Raw genomic sequence first — 17661 nt, 5'->3', positions numbered from 1 at the left:
AAGGCCCGCTACTCGAAGAGGACGCGCTCGTCGATGTAGAGGAGCGGCACGTAGATGCCGAAGGGGAGGAGCGCGAACTCGACGGTGGCGACGGCGGCGAAGAGGAGAGGCGGGAGCGCGAGGACGGTGTAGGCGTAGACGAGGACGGTCCCGCCGGCGGCGACGAAGCAGACGATGCTGGCGAAGGAGAAGACGAGGGCGGTCTGGCGGACGCGCCACGAGACGTTGTCCGTCTCCTCGAGGAGGCCGATGATGTGCAGCATCGCCGGGATGAACAGCGCGGCGACCTGAAACAGGACGAAGGCGAGGGTTGTGTACATTGGGGCGCGGAGGCCGTCGACGGGTCAGTGGAACCGGAGTTTCTGCTCGCGGTAGAGGACGTACATGAACGGCGGGAAGGCGGTGACGGCGATGAGGACGCATATCAGTCCGTAGGAGAGGAGCTGCGGGATGCCGGCGTTCCCGAGCAGCCACGCGAGCGTGAACGCCTCGCCGAGGATGAAGAAGAGGAGGGCGGAGACGGCGAGTCCGAAGGCGAACTGGCGGGTCCGCCACTCGATGTTCTCGGAGTTGCGGAGCATCTTGATGAGCACCGCAATCGGAGGTACGGTGAGCGAGACGAGTTGGATGATGGATAGCGCGACGTCTTGTGCACTCATGGATTGGTCTCCGTGCGTGGCTCGGCGGGTCGTGTCCCCACCGCCACATACATTCACATATTCAGTTTTGGAAAATAAAGGGCCGGCCGGACGGCATGCGGGGTGCCCGCATCCAACTCGGCCTGCTCACTCCTCGCGGTCGTCCTCGAGTCGCTCGGCGAAGGCCTGCCACTCGCGGGTGAACTGGCCGCGCTCGCGCAACCCCCAGACGTCGGCGTGCTCGACGTCGTCGCCGAGCCGGAGCGAGCGCAGCATGTTCCACACCCAGACGAGTTGGGCGAAGAGGAGGACGAACGCCGCCACCGTGGTGAGCTGCTGGAGGACGGTGTACGACTCCGGGTAGGTCGCCATCCGGCGCGGGAGGCCGTGCGCGCCGACGAGGAGCATCACGACGAACGTCGCCACCGTTCCGACCATCGTGAGCCAGAAGTGGATGCGCGCGAGCGCCTCGTTGTAGTGTTTCCCCGTGAGGAGCGGGAACCAGTAGTAACACCCCGCGAAGAGCGCGAAGACCACCATCCCGACGAGCATCAGGTGGAAATGCCCGACGACGTAGTAGGTGCCCTGCATCACGAGGTCGTAGGGGACGGCGGCGAGGAAGACGCCGGTCACGCCACCCAGAATGAAGTTCGAGAGCGCGCCGACGCAGAAGAGCATCGGCGTCGTCAGACGGATTTCGCCGTTCCACATCGTCGCCAGCCAGTTGAACGTCTTCACGGCCGACGGCACTGCGATGGCGAGCGAGATGGCCATGAAGGAGGCGACGAGGCGGGGGTTGAGGCCCGTCGTGAACATGTGGTGGGCCCAGACGCCGAAGGAGAGGACGGCGATGGCGAGCGTCGAGTAGACGACGAAGCGCTCCCCGAAGAGGTCCCGCCCGGAGAACGCGGGGATGATGAGGCTCAACAGCCCCATCGGGGGCAGGACGAGAATGTACACCTCGGGGTGGCCGAAGAACCAGAAGAGGTGTTGCCAGAGCATCGCGCCGCCGCCCTCCGCGGCGAAGAACGCCGTCCCGAGCAGCCGGTCGCCGAGGAGCATGAGGACGCCGGCGCCGAGGACGGGGAAGGCGAAGAGCGCGAGGCCGCTCGTCGTCACGATCGCCCACGTGAAGATGTCGAGGCGGCCCCACGGGAGGTCGCGTTCGGCGACGATGGTCGTCACGAAGTTCGCGCCCGACATCGTCGTCGAAATCCCGGAGAGGTGGAGCCCGATGAGGACGAGGTTGACGCCGGTGTTCGGCTTCTGGAGCGAGAGCGGCGTGTAGAACGTCCAGCCGGTCATCGGCGGGCGTATCTCCGTGATGCCCACCAAATCGGAGAGCAGGCCGATGCGGATGAGGACGAGCGACCCCGGCAGGAGCCAGAACGCGATGGCGTTCAGGCGGGGGAACGCCATGTCGTCGGCGCCGACGAGGTCGGGGATGACGTAGTTCGCGACGCCGAACATCACGGGCGTCGCGAAGAGGAACAGCATCGTGAGGCCGTGCGCGGTGAAGACGGCGTTGTAGGTCATCCGGCCCCAGACGTCCGCGGCAGGGGTGACGAGCGCGACGCGCAACATCAGGGCGTCGACGGCGCCCCAGAGGCCGGCGCCGACGCCGAGGGTGATGTAGAGGAGGCCGATGTCCCGGTGGTCGACCGTCGTCAGCCAGCGCCGGATGCCGGACGGTTTCTCGGAGTGCGTCACGCGAGACCACCCGGGCGAGGGTGACCCAGTCGGGTCGCAGATTCGACGTTGGTCACGCGAGACCACCCGGGCGAGGGTGACCCAGTCGGGTCGCAGATTCGACGTTGGTCACGCGAGACCACCCGGGCGAGGGTGACCCAGTCGGGTCGCAGATTCGACGTTGGTCACGCGAGACCACCCGGGCGAGGGTGACCCAGTCGGGTCGCAGATTCGACGTTGGTCACGCGAGACCACCCGGGCGAGGGTGACCCAGTCGGACCGCATTCGACGTTGGTCACGCGAGGTCCTCCACGTTCGCACGTGGACCAGTCGGCACATAGGTGCGACGGTGCGCGGCCGTCACGTCGTCGGCTCACCCCGCGGCTCGGTCGGCCGACGCGCCTCCACGGCGTCGACGAGGGTCTCGACGCCGCAGAAGAGCGCGATGCCGACGGTGCCGACGACGGTGGCGGCGACGAAGACGAACGACGGCGCGAGCGCGTAGAGCACGCCGCCGACGGCGGCGCTCGGGACGACGGCGACGTTCCGCGCGGTCCGGTAGGAGGCGACGGACTCCTCGCCGAGGTCGGCGAGCACTTCGCCGCGGGCGGGGACGGCGATGAAGCGGACGCCGAAGAGCGCGAAGAGTGCGGCGACGGCGGGGAAGACCGGCGGGGCGAACGCGAGGAGCGCGGGGAAGGCGACGCCGGCGACGAGGCCGGCGACGACGGTGGGGCGCGCACCGAACTCGGCGGCGAGTTCCTCGCCGGGGACGACGGCGGCGAGCGCGACGAACCCCTCGACGGCGAGGAGGACGGCGAAGGTGGCGGCGGGCGGGAGGGACACCCCGAGGACGGCGGCCTCGAGGGCGAGGTCGTTGACGACGAAGAGGACGAGGAAGACGTGGACCATCCCGAAGGAGAACTCGACGAGGGCGTCCCCGCAGAGGAGCGCGAACGCCTTCCGCGGGAGCGAGCGGACGTCGGCGCGGATAGTCGCGCTCCCGCGGAAGGAGGGCGGCGGGCCGCGTTCGTCGTGGTAGCGCAGGACGAGTTGGACGACGGTGACGACGAGACCGAGGGCGGCGGCGGTGGCGACGAGGACGTAGAAACCCGGCGTGAACGGGACGCTGACGAAGAGGACGACGAGGGGGAGGGCGGCGACGACGACGCCGAGGCGGCGGAGGCGCTCGGTGGTGTCGACGCCGGTCACGAGCGGTTCGTAGGGAACGCGGCGTTTGACTTCGGCGAACGCGGCGCCGACGCCCCGGACCTTCCAGGCGTGCAGGACGAACATGCCGACGAACGCCCAGACCCACGCGGGGAAGCCGTCGATGGTGGTGGTGGTGGCGCCGACGTGCGGCGCGCCGACCCAGAAGAGGAGGCCACAGGCGGAGAGCGTGCCGGTGACGGCGACGACGGCCCGGTCGTTCGCGGCGTCGGGGAGGCCGTCGCCGAGGAAGGGGTAGAGGACGGCGACGAGGTAGCCGAGGCTGGCGAACGCGCCGACGGCGACGGCGCTCGCGCCCATGTCGAGCATGTGGACGGCGACGAATCGGTTGGCGAGTTGGACGGCGAGGTCGTATCCGAGGACGGTGAGCGAGAGGAGCAGCACCTCGGGGCGCTGTGCGAGGAAGCCCCGGATGGTCGTGGCGTCCGCGATGGGGTGTGGTCGGTCGTCGCTCATGGTTCAGTCGCGGAAGACGCGGGCGGCGTCACCGAGGCGGCGCAGGAAACGTCCGATGGCTTCGGTGACGGTCTTGAACGCAGCCCAGAGTTCGACGAGGCCGGTGGTGACGAGGCTGAGGCCGTCGTTGAGTGTGCGGAGGCCGCTCAGCAGGTGGCTGCCGGCGGCGCTGAGGAGGCGGAGCGCCTCGGTGACGGCGGTGGCGAGGATGCTGAAGGCGTCGGCGGTGATGCGCCCGGCGCGCTTGGCGTCCGCGAGGCCGGCGGCGGCAAGCGCGGGTGCGGCCTCGAGGTCTTCCTGCATCTTCTCGGGCCCGTAGGCGACGTAAACCTGGGCACCGAAGACGGCGAAGGCGATGATGTTGAGGATGCCGGTGTAGTCGCTGGAGAGCGTCCCGCCGACGGTGCCGGACGCGGGAATCGCGCCGGCGGCGGCGAAGAGGTAGTGGACGAAGACGCCGGCGACGATGGCGGCGAAGCCGTAGGTGAGGAGGATGACGAACATCATCCGGGTGCCGTAGTAGCGCCGATAGGTGCGCAGGAGCGGCGGGATGAGCATGTCGCCGTAGATGAAGGACATGAGCGCGCCGAAGGGGACGCCGTTCGACCAGAGGACGAGGGCGAACGGGATGTTCCCCACCGAGCAGAGGAAGGTGACGATGCCGATGATGACGCCGATGGTGGCGGAGACGGTGACGGCGACGATGCTCTCGCCGGCGGGGAAGAGGGTCGCCCACCAGGTTGTCGGGACGAACGCGCCGAGGAGGCTGGCGATGACGAAGCCGATGGCGATGTCGTCCCAGAGCATGTCCCACTCCTTCATCGTGTTCCGGGAGGCGTCCTTCCAGCCCTTGAGGGAGGTGGCGTGTTCCTGCCAGCCGATTTCCTCGTCGGGGTTGCGGTCCATGTGTTTGTAGGCGTTCAGGCAACCGCCACAGCAGAAGTACTTGGTCGTGCCTGAGCGGGGGTCGGTCCACTCGGTGGTGTCGGCGTCCTCGGGGTCGGCGCTCATCCCGCAGGCCGCACACTGGACGTCCTCGAGGCTCATGAGGTGTTCGCGCGCGGCGTCGAACCAGGACTGCGGGACGACGTTCTTCCAGAGGTAGGCGATGACGCCGACGGCGAGGATGCCGCCGAAGATTTCGGCGGCGACGAACTGCCAGCCGAGGAGCGCCCACATGACGAGGAACAGTTCGGCGACGAGGTCGGTGGCGGCGAACTGGTAGGCGGCGATGCTGGACTCGGCGGACGCGCCCTTCTTGAAGAGGCTCTTGGCAGTGGAGGTTGCGGCGAACGAACACGAGGAGGAGGCGGCCCCGAGGACGGTGCCGACGCCGACGTCCTCCCAGTCGTCGCCGCCGAGGACCTCGCTCATGCGCTCTTCGGAGACGAACGTCTCGACGGCCCCGGTGATGGTGAACCCGAGGACGAGCGTCCACCACGTGTCCCACGCCATCCCGAAGAACAGCGTGACGGCGCTCTCGAGTTGTTGGAGCAGTTGTATTTGTTGGAGTACCATTGTCGGTGGCGAACGTGTCCGGGCCGAGACTATAATTCAACCCGGATTCATTCGGATTTTACTACTGCCGCATGCGGTAAAAAGGACTGGGCCCGCCATCTTCCCTCACCGCTGGCGTTCGAGCACCGTCGAACTCCCGCCGACGACGACCGCCGGATGCGTCGAGGACCCCAGCGTCGTCCCGTTGAGTTGCGCGCCCGTCGGCGAGTCCGCCTCCGTCCAGCCGTCCTCCGTGAACTCCCAGACGTGCCCGCCCTCACCGGCGACCACGCCGTCGCGACGCGAGCGCGACACCGCGTAGAGCGTCTTCTGCCCGATGTCCCGTCTGTCCCAGCGGAAGCCGTTGAAGTTGAACAGGTGGCCGTCGTCGCCCGCGACGTCGATGGTGTGGGTGCCGAGCGCCGCGATGTCGTAGAGCGCGCCGTCGTTGCCCTTGATGCCAATTTTCTTCCACGACTTCCCGCCGTCGACCGACTCGTAGACGGCCCCCGACGAGTCCGCGACGTAGCCGAAGCCGTTCGAGTCCGTGCAGATGGCGGGAATCGTCGTCCCTGAGCCGGGTTCGACGACCTCGTCCGCCCACGTCATCGACCCGGCGTCCATGCGCCCGCGGAAGAGTTCGCCCGAGGAGTTCACGAGGAAGACCCACTCGCTCCCCGCGAGGCCGACGACCGCGACGTCCGACCACGAGGAGGTATGCTCCTTCGGGAAGGAGTAATCTGTCACCTGCCCTGTGGGTATCTTGTAGACGCCGAGCGCGCCGCTCCCGCCCGCGAACCAGACGTGGCCGCCGTTGTCCGTGACGGCCGCGCCCGCGAGTTCGTTCTGCGCGGCGTACGGGCCGTTCTCGACGACCGTGCTCCACGTCCCGTCGCTCTCGCGGTGGAGGACGACGCCGCTCTCGCCGACGGCGTAGAGGCCGTCCTTCGCCGTCACCACGTCGTTCAGCGACGCCTCGACCGGAACGTCGGCCTCCGTCCACTCGGAGGTCCCCTCGGGGAGGTCCTGCGTGCCGTCCCCGTCGGTCTCGTTGCCGATGCTGGCGTTGTCCGGGTCGGCGGTGCCGTTGGCGTCCGCTGCCCCGGCCCGGCCGTTCCCGGAGAGGTATTTCTCCGCGCCGAGCGCGCCGAGCGCGCCGATCCCGAGCGCGCCGACGAACTCGCGTCTGTCGTAGTCGGTCATGATTACATCGTGAACGCGAGGCCGAGGTCGGGTTGGACGACGAGGACGAGGAGGCCGGCGAGGAAGGTGACGACGCCGGACGCCGTCGCGAGCTCCTCACCCCACGTCGGTAGCCGCTCGACGATGATGGGGACGGCGAGCACGACCATCCAGAAGAAGTTCATCTCCCCGACGAACGGCATAACGAGGAAGAAGTAGCCGAAGCAGACCGTACAGCAGATGACGCCGTGGCGCAACCCCTCGCGGGCGGCGTCCGGGACGTCGACGTCCTGCGGGGCGACGTGCGCACAGCAGTCACGGAGGAGCGACTGCTTGAACTCGGTGAGCTGGAAGAAGCCGGCGACCAGGAGGACGCCGCCGACGGCGAGGTGCGGGAACTGCTTCGTGAAGCCGTAGATGCCGCCGAAGCCGGCGACCTCCAGGAGGCCGTGCCAGAGGAGCGGGACGACTCCGCTCAGCGCCCAGACGAGACAGTATGCGCCGAGGAACGCCGCGACGGCCGCGGCGACGGCGGCGTTCGACCCGCGGAGCGCGCGGGCGTACTCGCGCGTGAAGCGCGTCATCGCGGGGAACATCATCGCCCACATCATCACGCCCCACATCAGGACGTAGCCGAGGACGGCGCCGACGCTCCCGACGTGGAAGACGCCGAGTTCCATCGCGCCGGGCGCGCTCATCAGGATACCCTGGTCCATCAGCCACATCATCCCGGGCATCGGGACGTGGCCGTCCATCACGAGCACCCAGAAGACGATGTCGAAGCCGACGAGCGCGGTGACGACGGTCTGGGTCCGGTCGGCGGGCAGATCGAGGGTGGGGAACGCGACGTCTTCGAGTATCTGTCGGTCGGATAGCGAACTCATTTCGTAGTAGATTAGTACGTAATTAAGTGCCTAAAAAGACCGACTTCACCCCCATCCGGCGTCGAACGAATCGCCGATCAGGGGAAGCGGCCCGGCCGCTCGCCCGGCGGCGTGAACGCGCCCGGTGCCGACGTCCGCTTGATGACCGTGGCGACGCGGACGACGTGCGCGAACAGCACCGAGAACGGGAGGAACGCGACGCCGAGCGAGACACTCACCAGCGCGAGCAGCGGCTCGGCGTTCACGATGGGTGGATAGCCCGAGGAGTAAATCATGATGACGAGCGTCGAGAGGACGAACGCGCCGATGCCCGAGTAGGCGATGTAGCGCGAGACCGCCGCGAGCTCCTGCTGGAGGTAGAGCACCTTGAAGTATTGGCGGGTGACGTCGAGGCTGACGAGGAGCTCCTGGACGTCCTCGAGAGCCTCCTCGGCCTCCTCGGAGAGCGCCTCGCGGTGCGAGCGCTTCACGCGGCGCGCGTGGTTGATGTCCCGGGAGTAGTTCTCGTTCACCATCGGCAGGAGGACGCTGAAGACGGAGGCGTCGCCCTCCGCGAGCTCCCGGTCGAGGTCGCCGACGGCGGCGCGGACGTCCCCCACGAGGGCGTGGACGTCGCCCTTCGTCCGGTCGGGGTCGTCCTCGACGGCGGCCTCCAGCGTGTCCACGCGCTCGTGGAGCGAGTCGATGACGAGTGCGAGGAAGCCGGCGGGGTCGGTGGGGGAGACGGTGGCCGAGGAGAGGTCCTCGACGCCCTCGCGGAACTCCTGGACCTCCTCGATGCGTTCGCGGAGCCCCTCCGGCGTGCCGAACAGGCGCGTGATGGTGAGGCTGTTGATGGAGACGACGATGGGGACGAAACTGAACAGCCCGGAGTTGATGGTGGAGAACATCGTCGTGACGAAACCCGACTCGCGCACGCCGATGATGTCCGCGAGGCCGAGGCTGAGCGCCATCAGGACGAAACTCCCCTCCATCGCGGCGACGATGTACCACCGGTTCCCGCTCAACAGGAGCCAGTGGAACGCCTCGCGGCGGCGCTCCTCGTCCGTGAGGAGGGTGAGCGCACCGATGACGCCCGCGCCGCCGAGGCGCGCGCCGACCCGGACGGCGACGACGCCGAAGCGCGCGAGGAGGTGCGCGCCGCCGGTGGCGAGCGAGAGGAGCACCGTCCCGACCTTCGCGAGTTTGACCTTGTCGAGTGCGGCCGACATCTCAGACCCCCATGAGTCGCGTGAGCCCACCGTGGCCGGCGAGCGAGGAGAGGACGACGGCGAGCGAGCCGATCATCCCGATGAGCACGAGCACGCGCTTGAGGATGGTGCTCCGGGTGTCCCGGAGGTCCGTCCAGCCGCGCGGGTGGTAGCCGAGATACCAGAGGCTGATGGTCGCCCCGAGGTTGATGCTGAGGAGGTTGACGAGGACGACGGCGCCGGAGCCGAGTGCAGCGGTGGGCTGGCTCCACGCGATGGCGACGCCCATGACGCCCATCGGCGGGACCAACGCCGCGGCCATCATGACGCCGACGAGTTCGACCTCGCCGCTCGTCGCGAGGCTGATGGCGCCGGCGACGCCGGAGCCGACGGCGACGGTGATGAGCAGGAGCGTCGGCTGTGCGTAGTTGTTCAACTGGAGGTTCTGCGTGACTTCGGCGTTCGGGACGAGTGCGGTCTGCTTGACGAACAACGCGAAGATGAGCGCGGTGACGATGGCTAACCCGATGCCGACGACCTGGAGCTTGGCGGCGCGTGTGAAGAGGCGCTGGTCGTCGAGGACGGTGGAGACGCTGGTCGCCATCGGCGGGCCGATGAGCGGCGCGATGACCATGGAGCCGACGAGGACGGACATCGACCCGAGGAGGACGCCGGAGGTGGCGACGACGGCGGCGATGGCGGTGAGGATGCCGTAGATGGTACCGTCCGGGAGCATGTCGGCGGCGGTGGAGTGGAGTTCGTCCCGGGAGATGCGTTCGGGGCCCTCCGCGCCCATGTTGCCGTACTGTTCGCGGACGTCGAGACGAGGGGAGACGACGGCCTCGGGGTCGGAGACGACGGTGTAGGTGTCGTTGCCGACGCCCATGTCGTCGAGCGCGCCGTCGATGCGGTCCTGTATCGGTTCGACGGCGTTCGCCGGCACCATGAAGACGACGAGCGCGGCGTCACCGCCGTCGCTGTGGTCGGAGACGGCGAAATCGATACCCTCGTCGTCGAGCAGGGTGGTGATGCCACTCAGGACCTCGCGGTCCATCACGACGAGCTCGACCTTCCGCATGTCTTCGCGTGCCACGTGTCAGGTCCTCCGTGTTCGCGTCCTCGTTCCACGGTTCTGCGCGACTGGCCGGGGCGCGTCGGCCGTCGGGCCGTCGTCCGAATAGAGGCGTGTAGAGTGTATCATATCCATTCCATTCCCGACCCTTGTTAGATTAATTAACGACACAAGGACGTAAAAAATGTGTGGCCGGGTTCGGACACTCCCCAATGTGTACAATGTCCCATGATGTGTACGTCGCTTTGTGCGCGCCAATCTGGTCGACCACCACGACGGCACACGCGAACTTATCGGCGCGCACACGTGGGCGCCCTCGCCCACGGCGAGTCCGTGCCAGTCATCGTCGCCCCCGCAACCGACGCCGGCGGCGCGCTTAGCGTCGTCGTGAACGTCGCCGCCCTCCCCGTCGTCGACCCCGCCGTAGCGTCCCACCCGACGACTGACGTCGGGGTGAGGGCGGCGTTTTACCGGCCGCGACACGCAACAGTTCTCGCGTGAGCGAGCGCCAACGACGACCGTGGCACGACCACCGCGCACCTATCGGCGGGACGCTCTACCGCGTCGTCCGCACGAAACACGGCGCGTTCGCCGTCGGCAGCGGCGGCACTGCACTCGCCCGGACCGCCGGGGGCGCGTGGCGCGTCGTCCTCGGAAACGGCCCCGGTGGCGGCGGAAACACCCTCTACGGCCTCGACGTCACCGACGACGGTACGCGCGTCTGGTTCGCCGGCGCGTCCGGGACGCTCGGCCGCTACGACTACACGGACGACGCGACGCGGAGCCACGTCTCCCCGCGCGCGATGACGAGCACGTGGAGCGCCGTCGCCGTCACCGGGAAAGCCGGCAGCGAGACGGTCTACCTCACGAACACCTCGGGCGAGGTGCTCCGCGGGCGCGTCAGCGACGACCACGTCGAGTGGACCGTCGCCTCCGACGACGGCGACGGCGACTCGCTCGGCAGCGGCGCGAGCATCACCTCCCTCGCCCTCGACGAGAACGGTCGCCCCGTCGTCGTCAACAGCGCTGGTCGCGTCTTCCGCGAGCGCGAGAGCGGCTGGGAGGCCGTCGGCATCGACGGCGCCGGCTCGACGCTGAACGACGTCATCGTCGCCGACCAGCAGGCGTTCGTCACCACGAGCGCGGGCCGCGTCTTCCGCCGTCGCGGCGGGACGTGGCACGGCACGAACGTCGCGCCCGGCGCGCTTCGGGGCATCGACGTCCGGAAGGGCCGCGTGGTCGCCGTCGGCGACAGCGGCCGCGTCTATCGGCGCACCGGTGACGGACGCTGGTCCCAGCAGGCGACGCCCATCGGGAGCGCGCTCCGGGACGTCTCGCTCGGCCATCCGGACCTCGCCGTCGGTTCGAGCGGTCGCGTCCTCACGCACGCGCCGCCACGCTCGAAGCAGCCGTCGAACCCACGGCAGTCGCAGACCGCACAGTCACAGCAGCCGAGCGGCGGGCGCAGTCGCTCCGCGCGCGACGGCCCGAAGAAGCCGTAGTGGTTACTCCAGAGTGAGTTCGGGCGGCTCGCCGTTCCAGCCGTAGGAGAGGACGACGAACGCGACGGCGAAGATGCCGGCGAACACGAACCCGGTCCGTACCAGTTTCCAGAGCGTTCGGAAAGCGCTCATATCCGCATGGGACAGTAACGAACCATATAGTCTGCACGGTCCGGCGCCGGCGACACGGCTATACCCTGTGGTCGCCGACACGCAGTCATGAGCACCGGGCACGAAACCGACGGCGACGCCGGCGTCGACACCGACGCCGAACTCCGCGAGCGCGTCGAGACGTTCCTCGCGCGCAACTTCCCGCAGATCTCGATGCACGGCGGCACCGCCGGCGTCGAAGCCGTCGACGCCGAGCGCGGCGAACTCTGGCTCGCGCTCGGCGGCGCGTGCTCGGGATGCGGCATCTCCCCGATGACTGTCCAGGCGATTCAGACCCGCCTCCCGCAGGAGATTCCCGAACTCGACACCGTCCACGTCGACGCGGGCGGCGTCGGCATGCACTTCTAGCGACGGGCGCGGCGCTCCAGCGACGTCGAGACTCGAGTCTATGTGACCGATTGATACCAGCTGTCACTACACGAGGAGGAGATCAGAACAGAATCCACTAGGAATTAGACTATGTCCGAAATTCGAGTAGTCCCGGGCGGATTCGAACCGCCGTCAACGGCTCCAAAGGCCGCTATGATTGGCCACTACACCACGGGACTCCCCACGTCGTTCCCGGTTACCCGACGTCGCTCTGCTCCGTCGGACACCACGGGACTCCGTCCGATACTCTGTCTGTGTCCTACTAAGGGGTTACTCTTCGGGACGGGCGCGACACGACAGACGAATTTGGCGCGTATCTCCGCTGGACGGGGTCCGTTTTAGCGAGCGCGGCACACGAGCATCGCGACTCGGGCGTCAGTCGCCCGCTTCGGCTTCCGCGTCCGCCTCGTCGAGTTCCTCGACGAGGTGCGAGCAGGCGTCAGCCTCCGCGTCGAAGCAGTTCGGGCAGTCCGGCTCGCGCTCAATGATCATGTCGAGGCGCTCCGCAACCGTCTCGTCAATGACCGCCTCCAGTTGGCCGGCTTCCCCCCGGTAGTCCTCGACGTCGAGGACGTTCGCGAGGAAGCGCTCGAGGATGCAGTAGGTCGCGAGCGCGTCCCGGGCGCGCGCCTCGCCGTCGTCGGTGAGCGTCGCGCCCTTGTACTTCTCGTGCTCGAGGAGGCCGCGATCGGCGAGCTTCCCCACCATCTCGTTCGCGGACGCCGGGCTAACGCCGAGCCGGTCGGCGAGCGCGCCCGTCGACGCCGGCCCGCCCTCGAGTTGCTGGACGAGGAAGACGGCCTTCAGGTACTGGTCGGCGGTGTTCACGATACGGCCTCCGTGGTGGTGTGAGCGTTCATGCGCGGGACTCCATCAGTGCAGCGACCGCCTCGACGCCCTTCGCTTCCGCCTCACGGATGTCACGGAGCGTCGAGAGCAGCAGTTCGCGTTCGATACTGAACCTCGCGTCGCTCGCCTCGACGGCCTCGATGAGGTCGTCGTAGAACTTGTACGCGGTCTCCTCGCCGTTCAGCTGGTCGTAGAGGACCCCGTCGAAGTCCTCGGGGTCCGTCCGACCGTAGTGTTCCTTCACGAGTTCGGCGATGTCGACCGCCGCCTCCTCGTCGCCGTTGAGGCGCTCCGCGAGGTCCTCGAGCGCGGCGCGATGCTCGGCGGACTCCTCGCGCGCCTCCTCCAGCAACGCCTCGATACGGGCGTCACGCTCCTCGTCCGGCAGTCGCTGGTAGTGCTCGTAGGCGCGCGCCTCCACGACTTCCTCCAGAACGATGCCGATCTGGAGGAGGCGGGCAAGCTGGCCGTCAGAGTCGACGCGCGGCGCGACGCTCACGGCGCTCCCTCTCCGTGTGCTCCCGGTCGCATACTCGATAGGTGGGGCGTCCAGTAAGTAAGTGCTTTCTACCTTCGTTCGACCGAGTGCCGAGGACGGCGGCGCCGCTCGGAGTCTAAAAGACGAGAGAGAAGATGGTGCGCGGGATTACGCGCGGAGGAGTTCCGCGATGCGCTCCTGGAGGTCCTCGCGGAGCTCCTCGACCTCGACCTCTTCGAGGACGGGGACGAAGAAGCCCTCCACGAGCATGTTCTTCGCGACGTGCTCGGGGATGGCGCGCCCCTCCATGTAGAAGAGGTCCTCCTGGTCGATCTGCCCGACCGTCGCGGAGTGCGACGCCTCGGTGTCGTGGTTGTTGATGATGAGCTTCGGCGACGCGTCCGCCTCGGACTCGTCCGAGAGCATCAGCGTGTTTTCGCGCTGGTAGGACGAGGTGTCCCACGCCTCGCGGCCGACGTCCTGCACGCCCTCGTAGACCGAGCGTGCCTCGTCGTCGATGACGCCGCGCGTCACGAGGTCCGCCGTCGTGTGCTCGGCGCGGTGCCAGACCTTCGAGTCGAGGTCGAAGTGCTGGTCTTCGTGGCCGAAGAACGCGCCGACGATCTTCGTCTCGGAGGACTCACCCTCCAAGAGCGTCGACACCTCGGTCTTCGTCAGCCGGGAGCCGAGGTTGCCCTCGATCCAGTTGACCGTCGAGTAGGTGTCGGTGACGCCGCGCTTCAGCGTGTAGTTGTAGGTGGACTGGTCGAAGTCCTGGAGCGAGCCGTACTGGACGTAGGAGTTCTCGCCCGCCGCGACCTCGACGATACCCGAGTAGTAGCGCTCGTCACCCTCGACGTCCTCACCGGTGTCCTGACGTTCCAGAATCGTGACGGAGGCCGAGGAGTCCGTGACGACGAGCGTGTAGTTGAACAGGGACTGCCCGTTCATCGTCGTCCGGATCTTCACGTCCTCGGCGTCGACGTTCGACGGGACGTAGATGACGGTCCCCGTCGTGAAGAGCGCCGTAGAGAGCGCCGTCAGGCGGTTCTCCTGCGGATCGACGACCGACCCGAAGTGCTCCTTGACGAGCTCTTCGAGGTCGGCGTCGTTCAGCGCCTCGTGGAACGGGACGACCGTCGCCTGGTCGTCCGCGACCCAGTCTTTCTCCTCGGTCTGGTCGAACGGCTCGACGAGCGCCTCGAAGTCGAGGTCCTCGAGGTTCGTCCACGTGCGGCCCGGCGTCCGAATGACGTCCGGGAACTCGAGGTCCGAGAGCGCCTCGAGCGCTTCGAGACGCTTCGCGCGGAGCCACTTCGGCTCGTTGCGCTCCTCGGCGATGCGCTCGACGGTCTCCGTGTCGATGCCCGCGTGGAACTGTGTAGCCTCGCTCATGTTACCCGAGACTTCCCTCCATCTCGAGCTCGATGAGGCGGTTGAGCTCGACGGCGTACTCGATGGGCAGTTCTTCTGTAATCGGCTCGATGAAGCCGGCGACGATCATCTGCTTGGCGTCGTCGTCGTCCAGTCCGCGGGACTGGAGGTAGAAGACGTCCTCGTCGCCGATTTTGCCGACGGTCGCCTCGTGGGCGACGTCCACCTTCGACTCGTTGATCTCCATGTACGGCATGGTGTCGCTGGTGGACTCGTTGTCGAACATCAGCGCGTCACACTCGACGGACGTGGAGGAGTCCTCCGCGCCGTCGGCGATGTGGACGAGGCCGCGGTAGTTCGTGCGGCCGCCGTCCTTGCTGATGGACTTCGACTCGATGGTGGACTTCGTGTCGGGCGCGTTGTGGTAGACCTTCGCGCCGGTGTCGATGTCCTGGCCCTCGCCCGCGAAGGCGATGGTGATGTGGTTGTCCGTCGCGCCACGACCCTTGAGGATCGTACACGGGTAGAGCATCGTGGCCTTCGAGCCCATCGAGCCCGAGACCCACTCCATCGTGCCGTTCTCCTCGACGATGGCGCGCTTCGTGTTGAGGTTGAACGTGTTCTTCGACCAGTTCTGGACGGTCGAGTACTGCACGTGGGCGTCCTCCTTCACGAAGACTTCGACGCCACCGGAGTGGAGATTGTGCGTGCCGTACTTCGGCGCGCTACAGCCCTCGATGTAGTGGACCTCGGACCCCTCCTCGGCGATGATGAGCGTGTGCTCGAACTGCCCCATCCCCTCCGAGTTCATCCGGAAGTAGGCCTGCACGGGCATCTCGACCGTGACGTCCTCGGGGACGTAGACGAACGAGCCACCGCTCCAGACCGCGCCGTGGAGCGCCGCGAACTTGTTGTCGGAGGGTGGGACGCACTTCGTCATGAAGTGCTCCTTGACGATCTCCTCGTGCTCCTGGACGGCCTCGTCCATGTTGCAGAAGACGACGCCCTTCTCCTCCCAGCGCTCCTGCATGTTCTGGTAGACGACCTCGGACTCGTACTGCGCGCCGACGCCCGAGAGCGCCTCCCGTTCCGCCTCCGGGATGCCGAGCTTCTCGAAGGTGTCCTGGATCTCGTCCGGGAGGTCCTCCCAGTTCTCCGCGCCGCCGCGCGTCTCGACGTCGGGGCGGATGTACGGGATGATCTCCTCGACGTCGAGCTCGGAGAGGTCGGGCTGGCCCGGCCAATCCGTCGGCATCGGCATCTTCTTGTACTGCTTGAGCGCGCGAAGGCGGCGCTCAAGCATCCAGTCGGGTTCGCCCTTGTCCTCGGAGATGAGTCGAATCGTCTCCTCGGTAAGGCCCTTCCCGGACTCGAACGCCGAGCTCTGCTCCTTCTTGAACTCGAAGCGTGCCTCGGTGTCTGTCTCCTGTAGGTTCTCTTCTGAACTCATGATGTGTATGGTTTAAGCCGCGTTGTAGACCTGATCGCGCACCCAGTCGTACCCCTTGTCCTCGAGCTTCTCAGCGAGCTCGGGGCCGCCCTCCATGGCGATTTCGCCGTCGAGCATGATGTGGACGGTGTCGGGTTCGACGTAGTCGAGGATGCGCTGGTAGTGCGTGATCTGCAGGACGCCGGTGCCCTGCTCGTCGCGGAGGGCGTTGATGCCGTTCGCGACGTCCTGGAGGCGGTCGATGTCGAGACCGGAGTCGATCTCGTCGAGCACCGCGATGGTGGGCTCGAGTAGGGCCGCCTGCAGGACCTCGTTCTGTTTCTTCTCACCGCCGGAGAAGCCGGCGTTGAGGTAGCGGTGTGCGAATTTCTCGTCCATGTCGAGGAGTTCCATCGTCTCCTTGAGCTTCTGCTGGAACTCCGCGACGCCGATTTCGCCCTCGTCGGCTGGGCCCTCCATCGGGGAGGTGTCGTAGCCCGCCTCTTCCTCTTCTTCGTCCTCCTCGTCCTCGCCGAAGAGGAGCTCGTCGCGCTCCTCGACCTTCGCGTTCAGCGCGGTGCGGAGGAAGTTCGTCATCGTGACGCCCTCGATCTCCGCGGGGTACTGGAAGGCGAGGAAGACGCCGAGCGCGGCGCGCTCGTTCGGTTCGAGTTCGAGGAGGTTCCACGTCCGGGCGTCCTCGGGGATTTCGTCGAGGTCGTCGAAGTCGTCGGCCTCGAGGTGGAGGAGGATTTCGCCCTCCGTGACCTCATAGGCGGGATGACCCGCGATGACCTTCGACGTGGTCGACTTCCCGCTCCCGTTGGGGCCCATCAGGGCGTGGATCTCGCCGGAGGAAACCTCCAGGTCGACGCCGTGGAGGATCTGCTCGTCCCCCTCGGCGACTTCCGCGTGGACGTTCTTGAGTTCGATCGTAGCCATTGGTTAGGTCGTCCTAAACAACGCACGCGCGCGGGATTAAGGTTACGCATTCGGCCCCCTCGTCTTTGCGGAGCGAAAAACGTTTTTCTGATTCTGGAAACTGGCGCCGGTTAGTCGCGCGGCTCGTCGTCCTCGAGCAGTTCGAGGAACTGCGCGATCCACTCGGGGTGGTCCGGCCACGCCTGTCCCGTCACGAGGTTGCCGTCGGTCGTCACCTTGTCCACCCACGAGCAGCCGGCGGCCTCACACTCCGGGCGAACGGCCGGGTAGCTCGTCACCTCGTAGCCGTCCAGGACACCTGCGGCGGCGAGTATCTGCGGGCCGTGGCAGAGCGACGCCACGGGCTTCTCCGTCTCGAAGAAGTGCCTGACGGTTTCCAGGACGACGTCGTACGTTCGGAGGTACTCGGGGGCGCGCCCGCCCGGGACGACGAGGCCGTCGTAGTCCGCAGGATCGACGTCGCTCAGCGTCGCGGTGAGCTGGAAGTCGTGGCCGCGCTCCTCGAGGTAGGTCTGGTCGCCACGGAAGTCGTGAATTGCCGTCTTCACCGTCTCGCCCGCCTCTTTCTCGGGGCAGACGGCGTCGACCTCGTGTCCGACCGCCTGGAGCGCCTGGAACGGCACCATGATCTCGTAGTCCTCGCCGAAGTCACCGACGATCATCAGGAGTCTCTTACCCATGAGTATTACCCACACGGAGAGAGGACGGG

At 67.3% G+C, this 17661-nt stretch carries 19 protein-coding genes and 1 tRNA gene; 3 read left to right on the top strand and 17 right to left on the bottom strand.

Going from position 1 to position 17661, the window contains the following annotated elements:
- Positions 1-8: 8 nt before the first annotated feature.
- From ACQUS8_RS03835 to ACQUS8_RS03795, 9 genes are all read right to left on the bottom strand, one after another.
- Positions 9-320 carry a hypothetical protein gene (locus ACQUS8_RS03835; protein WP_435097155.1) on the bottom strand — a complete coding sequence of 104 codons (312 nt, stop codon included), beginning with the start codon at positions 318-320 and terminating at the stop codon, positions 9-11.
- A gap of 24 nt (positions 321-344) precedes the next feature.
- Positions 345-659, bottom strand: a complete 315-nt coding sequence (locus ACQUS8_RS03830) for a hypothetical protein (RefSeq protein WP_435097152.1) — start codon at positions 657-659, stop codon at positions 345-347.
- Between the two features lie 126 nt (positions 660-785).
- Entirely contained in the window at positions 786-2348 is a 1563-nt protein-coding gene (locus ACQUS8_RS03825) for a cytochrome c oxidase subunit I (protein WP_435097149.1), read from the bottom strand.
- A 339-nt stretch (positions 2349-2687) separates the two neighbouring features.
- Positions 2688-4013: a hypothetical protein gene (locus ACQUS8_RS03820; RefSeq protein ID WP_435097146.1), complete on the bottom strand. Its 1326-nt coding sequence runs from the start codon at positions 4011-4013 to the stop codon at positions 2688-2690.
- A gap of 3 nt (positions 4014-4016) precedes the next feature.
- A complete protein-coding gene (locus tag ACQUS8_RS03815; protein WP_435097143.1) occupies positions 4017-5531 on the bottom strand; it encodes a permease in 1515 nt (504 codons plus the stop codon).
- A gap of 105 nt (positions 5532-5636) precedes the next feature.
- A complete protein-coding gene (locus tag ACQUS8_RS03810; protein WP_435097140.1) occupies positions 5637-6713 on the bottom strand; it encodes a hypothetical protein in 1077 nt (358 codons plus the stop codon).
- Between the two features lie 2 nt (positions 6714-6715).
- Positions 6716-7576 carry a DUF2182 domain-containing protein gene (locus tag ACQUS8_RS03805; protein WP_435097137.1) on the bottom strand — a complete coding sequence of 287 codons (861 nt, stop codon included), beginning with the start codon at positions 7574-7576 and terminating at the stop codon, positions 6716-6718.
- 77 nt (positions 7577-7653) lie between these two features.
- Positions 7654-8787 (bottom strand): hypothetical protein, encoded by a 1134-nt coding sequence (locus ACQUS8_RS03800; RefSeq protein ID WP_435097134.1) that lies wholly within the window; start codon positions 8785-8787, stop codon positions 7654-7656.
- Between the two features lies 1 nt (position 8788).
- Complete coding sequence (locus tag ACQUS8_RS03795; protein WP_435097131.1) at positions 8789-9859, bottom strand: TIGR00341 family protein; 1071 nt, start codon at positions 9857-9859, stop codon at positions 8789-8791.
- A 285-nt stretch (positions 9860-10144) separates the two neighbouring features.
- Between ACQUS8_RS03795 and ACQUS8_RS03790 the strand changes: the two genes are divergently transcribed.
- Both ACQUS8_RS03790 and ACQUS8_RS03785 read left to right on the top strand, forming a co-directional pair.
- Positions 10145-10339 carry a hypothetical protein gene (locus ACQUS8_RS03790; protein ID WP_435097128.1) on the top strand — a complete coding sequence of 65 codons (195 nt, stop codon included), beginning with the start codon at positions 10145-10147 and terminating at the stop codon, positions 10337-10339.
- Positions 10336-11340 carry a hypothetical protein gene (locus ACQUS8_RS03785; RefSeq protein WP_435097126.1) on the top strand — a complete coding sequence of 335 codons (1005 nt, stop codon included), beginning with the start codon at positions 10336-10338 and terminating at the stop codon, positions 11338-11340. The genes ACQUS8_RS03790 and ACQUS8_RS03785 overlap by 4 nt, the downstream gene beginning before the upstream one ends.
- Positions 11341-11343: 3 nt before the next feature.
- Here ACQUS8_RS03785 and ACQUS8_RS03780 read toward each other — a convergent pair whose 3' ends face one another.
- Positions 11344-11472 carry a hypothetical protein gene (locus ACQUS8_RS03780; protein WP_435097124.1) on the bottom strand — a complete coding sequence of 43 codons (129 nt, stop codon included), beginning with the start codon at positions 11470-11472 and terminating at the stop codon, positions 11344-11346.
- A gap of 87 nt (positions 11473-11559) precedes the next feature.
- On the opposite strand from ACQUS8_RS03780, the gene ACQUS8_RS03775 reads away from it, so the two are divergent.
- A complete protein-coding gene (locus ACQUS8_RS03775; RefSeq protein WP_435097121.1) occupies positions 11560-11859 on the top strand; it encodes a NifU family protein in 300 nt (99 codons plus the stop codon).
- 127 nt (positions 11860-11986) lie between these two features.
- Here the strand turns inward: ACQUS8_RS03775 and ACQUS8_RS03770 are convergent.
- The 7 genes from ACQUS8_RS03770 to ACQUS8_RS03740 all read right to left on the bottom strand — a co-directional run bounded on the left by ACQUS8_RS03770 (position 11987) and on the right by ACQUS8_RS03740 (position 17632).
- Positions 11987-12059, bottom strand: a tRNA-Gln gene (locus tag ACQUS8_RS03770).
- A gap of 196 nt (positions 12060-12255) precedes the next feature.
- Positions 12256-12708, bottom strand: coding sequence for a metal-dependent transcriptional regulator (locus tag ACQUS8_RS03765; RefSeq protein WP_435097118.1), 453 nt, complete (start codon positions 12706-12708; stop codon positions 12256-12258).
- A 28-nt stretch (positions 12709-12736) separates the two neighbouring features.
- Entirely contained in the window at positions 12737-13228 is a 492-nt protein-coding gene (locus ACQUS8_RS03760) for a ferritin-like domain-containing protein (protein ID WP_435097116.1), read from the bottom strand.
- Positions 13229-13375: 147 nt separating this feature from the next.
- Positions 13376-14602 (bottom strand): Fe-S cluster assembly protein SufD, encoded by a 1227-nt coding sequence (gene sufD / locus ACQUS8_RS03755; RefSeq protein ID WP_435097113.1) that lies wholly within the window; start codon positions 14600-14602, stop codon positions 13376-13378.
- Between the two features lies 1 nt (position 14603).
- The gene (sufB, locus tag ACQUS8_RS03750; protein ID WP_435097110.1) at positions 14604-16031 is read right to left on the bottom strand and encodes a Fe-S cluster assembly protein SufB; all 1428 of its coding nucleotides are present in this window, start codon (positions 16029-16031) and stop codon (positions 14604-14606) included.
- Positions 16032-16043: 12 nt separating this feature from the next.
- Positions 16044-16952: an ABC transporter ATP-binding protein gene (locus ACQUS8_RS03745; protein WP_435097107.1), complete on the bottom strand. Its 909-nt coding sequence runs from the start codon at positions 16950-16952 to the stop codon at positions 16044-16046.
- A gap of 110 nt (positions 16953-17062) precedes the next feature.
- The gene (locus ACQUS8_RS03740; RefSeq protein ID WP_435097104.1) at positions 17063-17632 is read right to left on the bottom strand and encodes a DJ-1/PfpI family protein; all 570 of its coding nucleotides are present in this window, start codon (positions 17630-17632) and stop codon (positions 17063-17065) included.
- Positions 17633-17661 lie beyond the last annotated feature (29 nt).

This window comes from Halarchaeum sp. P4 (assembly GCF_051195175.1).
Lineage (GTDB): Archaea > Halobacteriota > Halobacteria > Halobacteriales > Halobacteriaceae > Halarchaeum.
The sequence above is the reverse complement of the archived record's forward strand: the minus strand, read 5'-3'. Positions and strand labels throughout refer to the sequence as shown.

Bases quoted from the DNA above. Each gene is read 5' to 3' on its own strand.
- ACQUS8_RS03835 (WP_435097155.1), bottom strand. From the start codon at position 320: ATGTACACAACCCTCGCCTTCGTCCTGTTTCAGGTCGCCGCGCTGTTC.
- ACQUS8_RS03830 (WP_435097152.1), bottom strand. From the start codon at position 659: ATGAGTGCACAAGACGTCGCGCTATCCATCATCCAACTCGTCTCGCTC.
- ACQUS8_RS03820 (WP_435097146.1), bottom strand. From the start codon at position 4,013: ATGAGCGACGACCGACCACACCCCATCGCGGACGCCACGACCATCCGG.
- ACQUS8_RS03815 (WP_435097143.1), bottom strand. From the start codon at position 5,531: ATGGTACTCCAACAAATACAACTGCTCCAACAACTCGAGAGCGCCGTC.
- ACQUS8_RS03810 (WP_435097140.1), bottom strand. From the start codon at position 6,713: ATGACCGACTACGACAGACGCGAGTTCGTCGGCGCGCTCGGGATCGGC.
- ACQUS8_RS03805 (WP_435097137.1), bottom strand. From the start codon at position 7,576: ATGAGTTCGCTATCCGACCGACAGATACTCGAAGACGTCGCGTTCCCC.
- ACQUS8_RS03800 (WP_435097134.1), bottom strand. From the start codon at position 8,787: ATGTCGGCCGCACTCGACAAGGTCAAACTCGCGAAGGTCGGGACGGTG.
- ACQUS8_RS03780 (WP_435097124.1), bottom strand. From the start codon at position 11,472: ATGAGCGCTTTCCGAACGCTCTGGAAACTGGTACGGACCGGGTTCGTG.
- ACQUS8_RS03775 (WP_435097121.1), top strand. From the start codon at position 11,560: ATGAGCACCGGGCACGAAACCGACGGCGACGCCGGCGTCGACACCGAC.
- sufD (WP_435097113.1), bottom strand. From the start codon at position 14,602: ATGAGCGAGGCTACACAGTTCCACGCGGGCATCGACACGGAGACCGTC.
- sufB (WP_435097110.1), bottom strand. From the start codon at position 16,031: ATGAGTTCAGAAGAGAACCTACAGGAGACAGACACCGAGGCACGCTTC.
- ACQUS8_RS03745 (WP_435097107.1), bottom strand. From the start codon at position 16,952: ATGGCTACGATCGAACTCAAGAACGTCCACGCGGAAGTCGCCGAGGGG.
- ACQUS8_RS03740 (WP_435097104.1), bottom strand. From the start codon at position 17,632: ATGGGTAAGAGACTCCTGATGATCGTCGGTGACTTCGGCGAGGACTAC.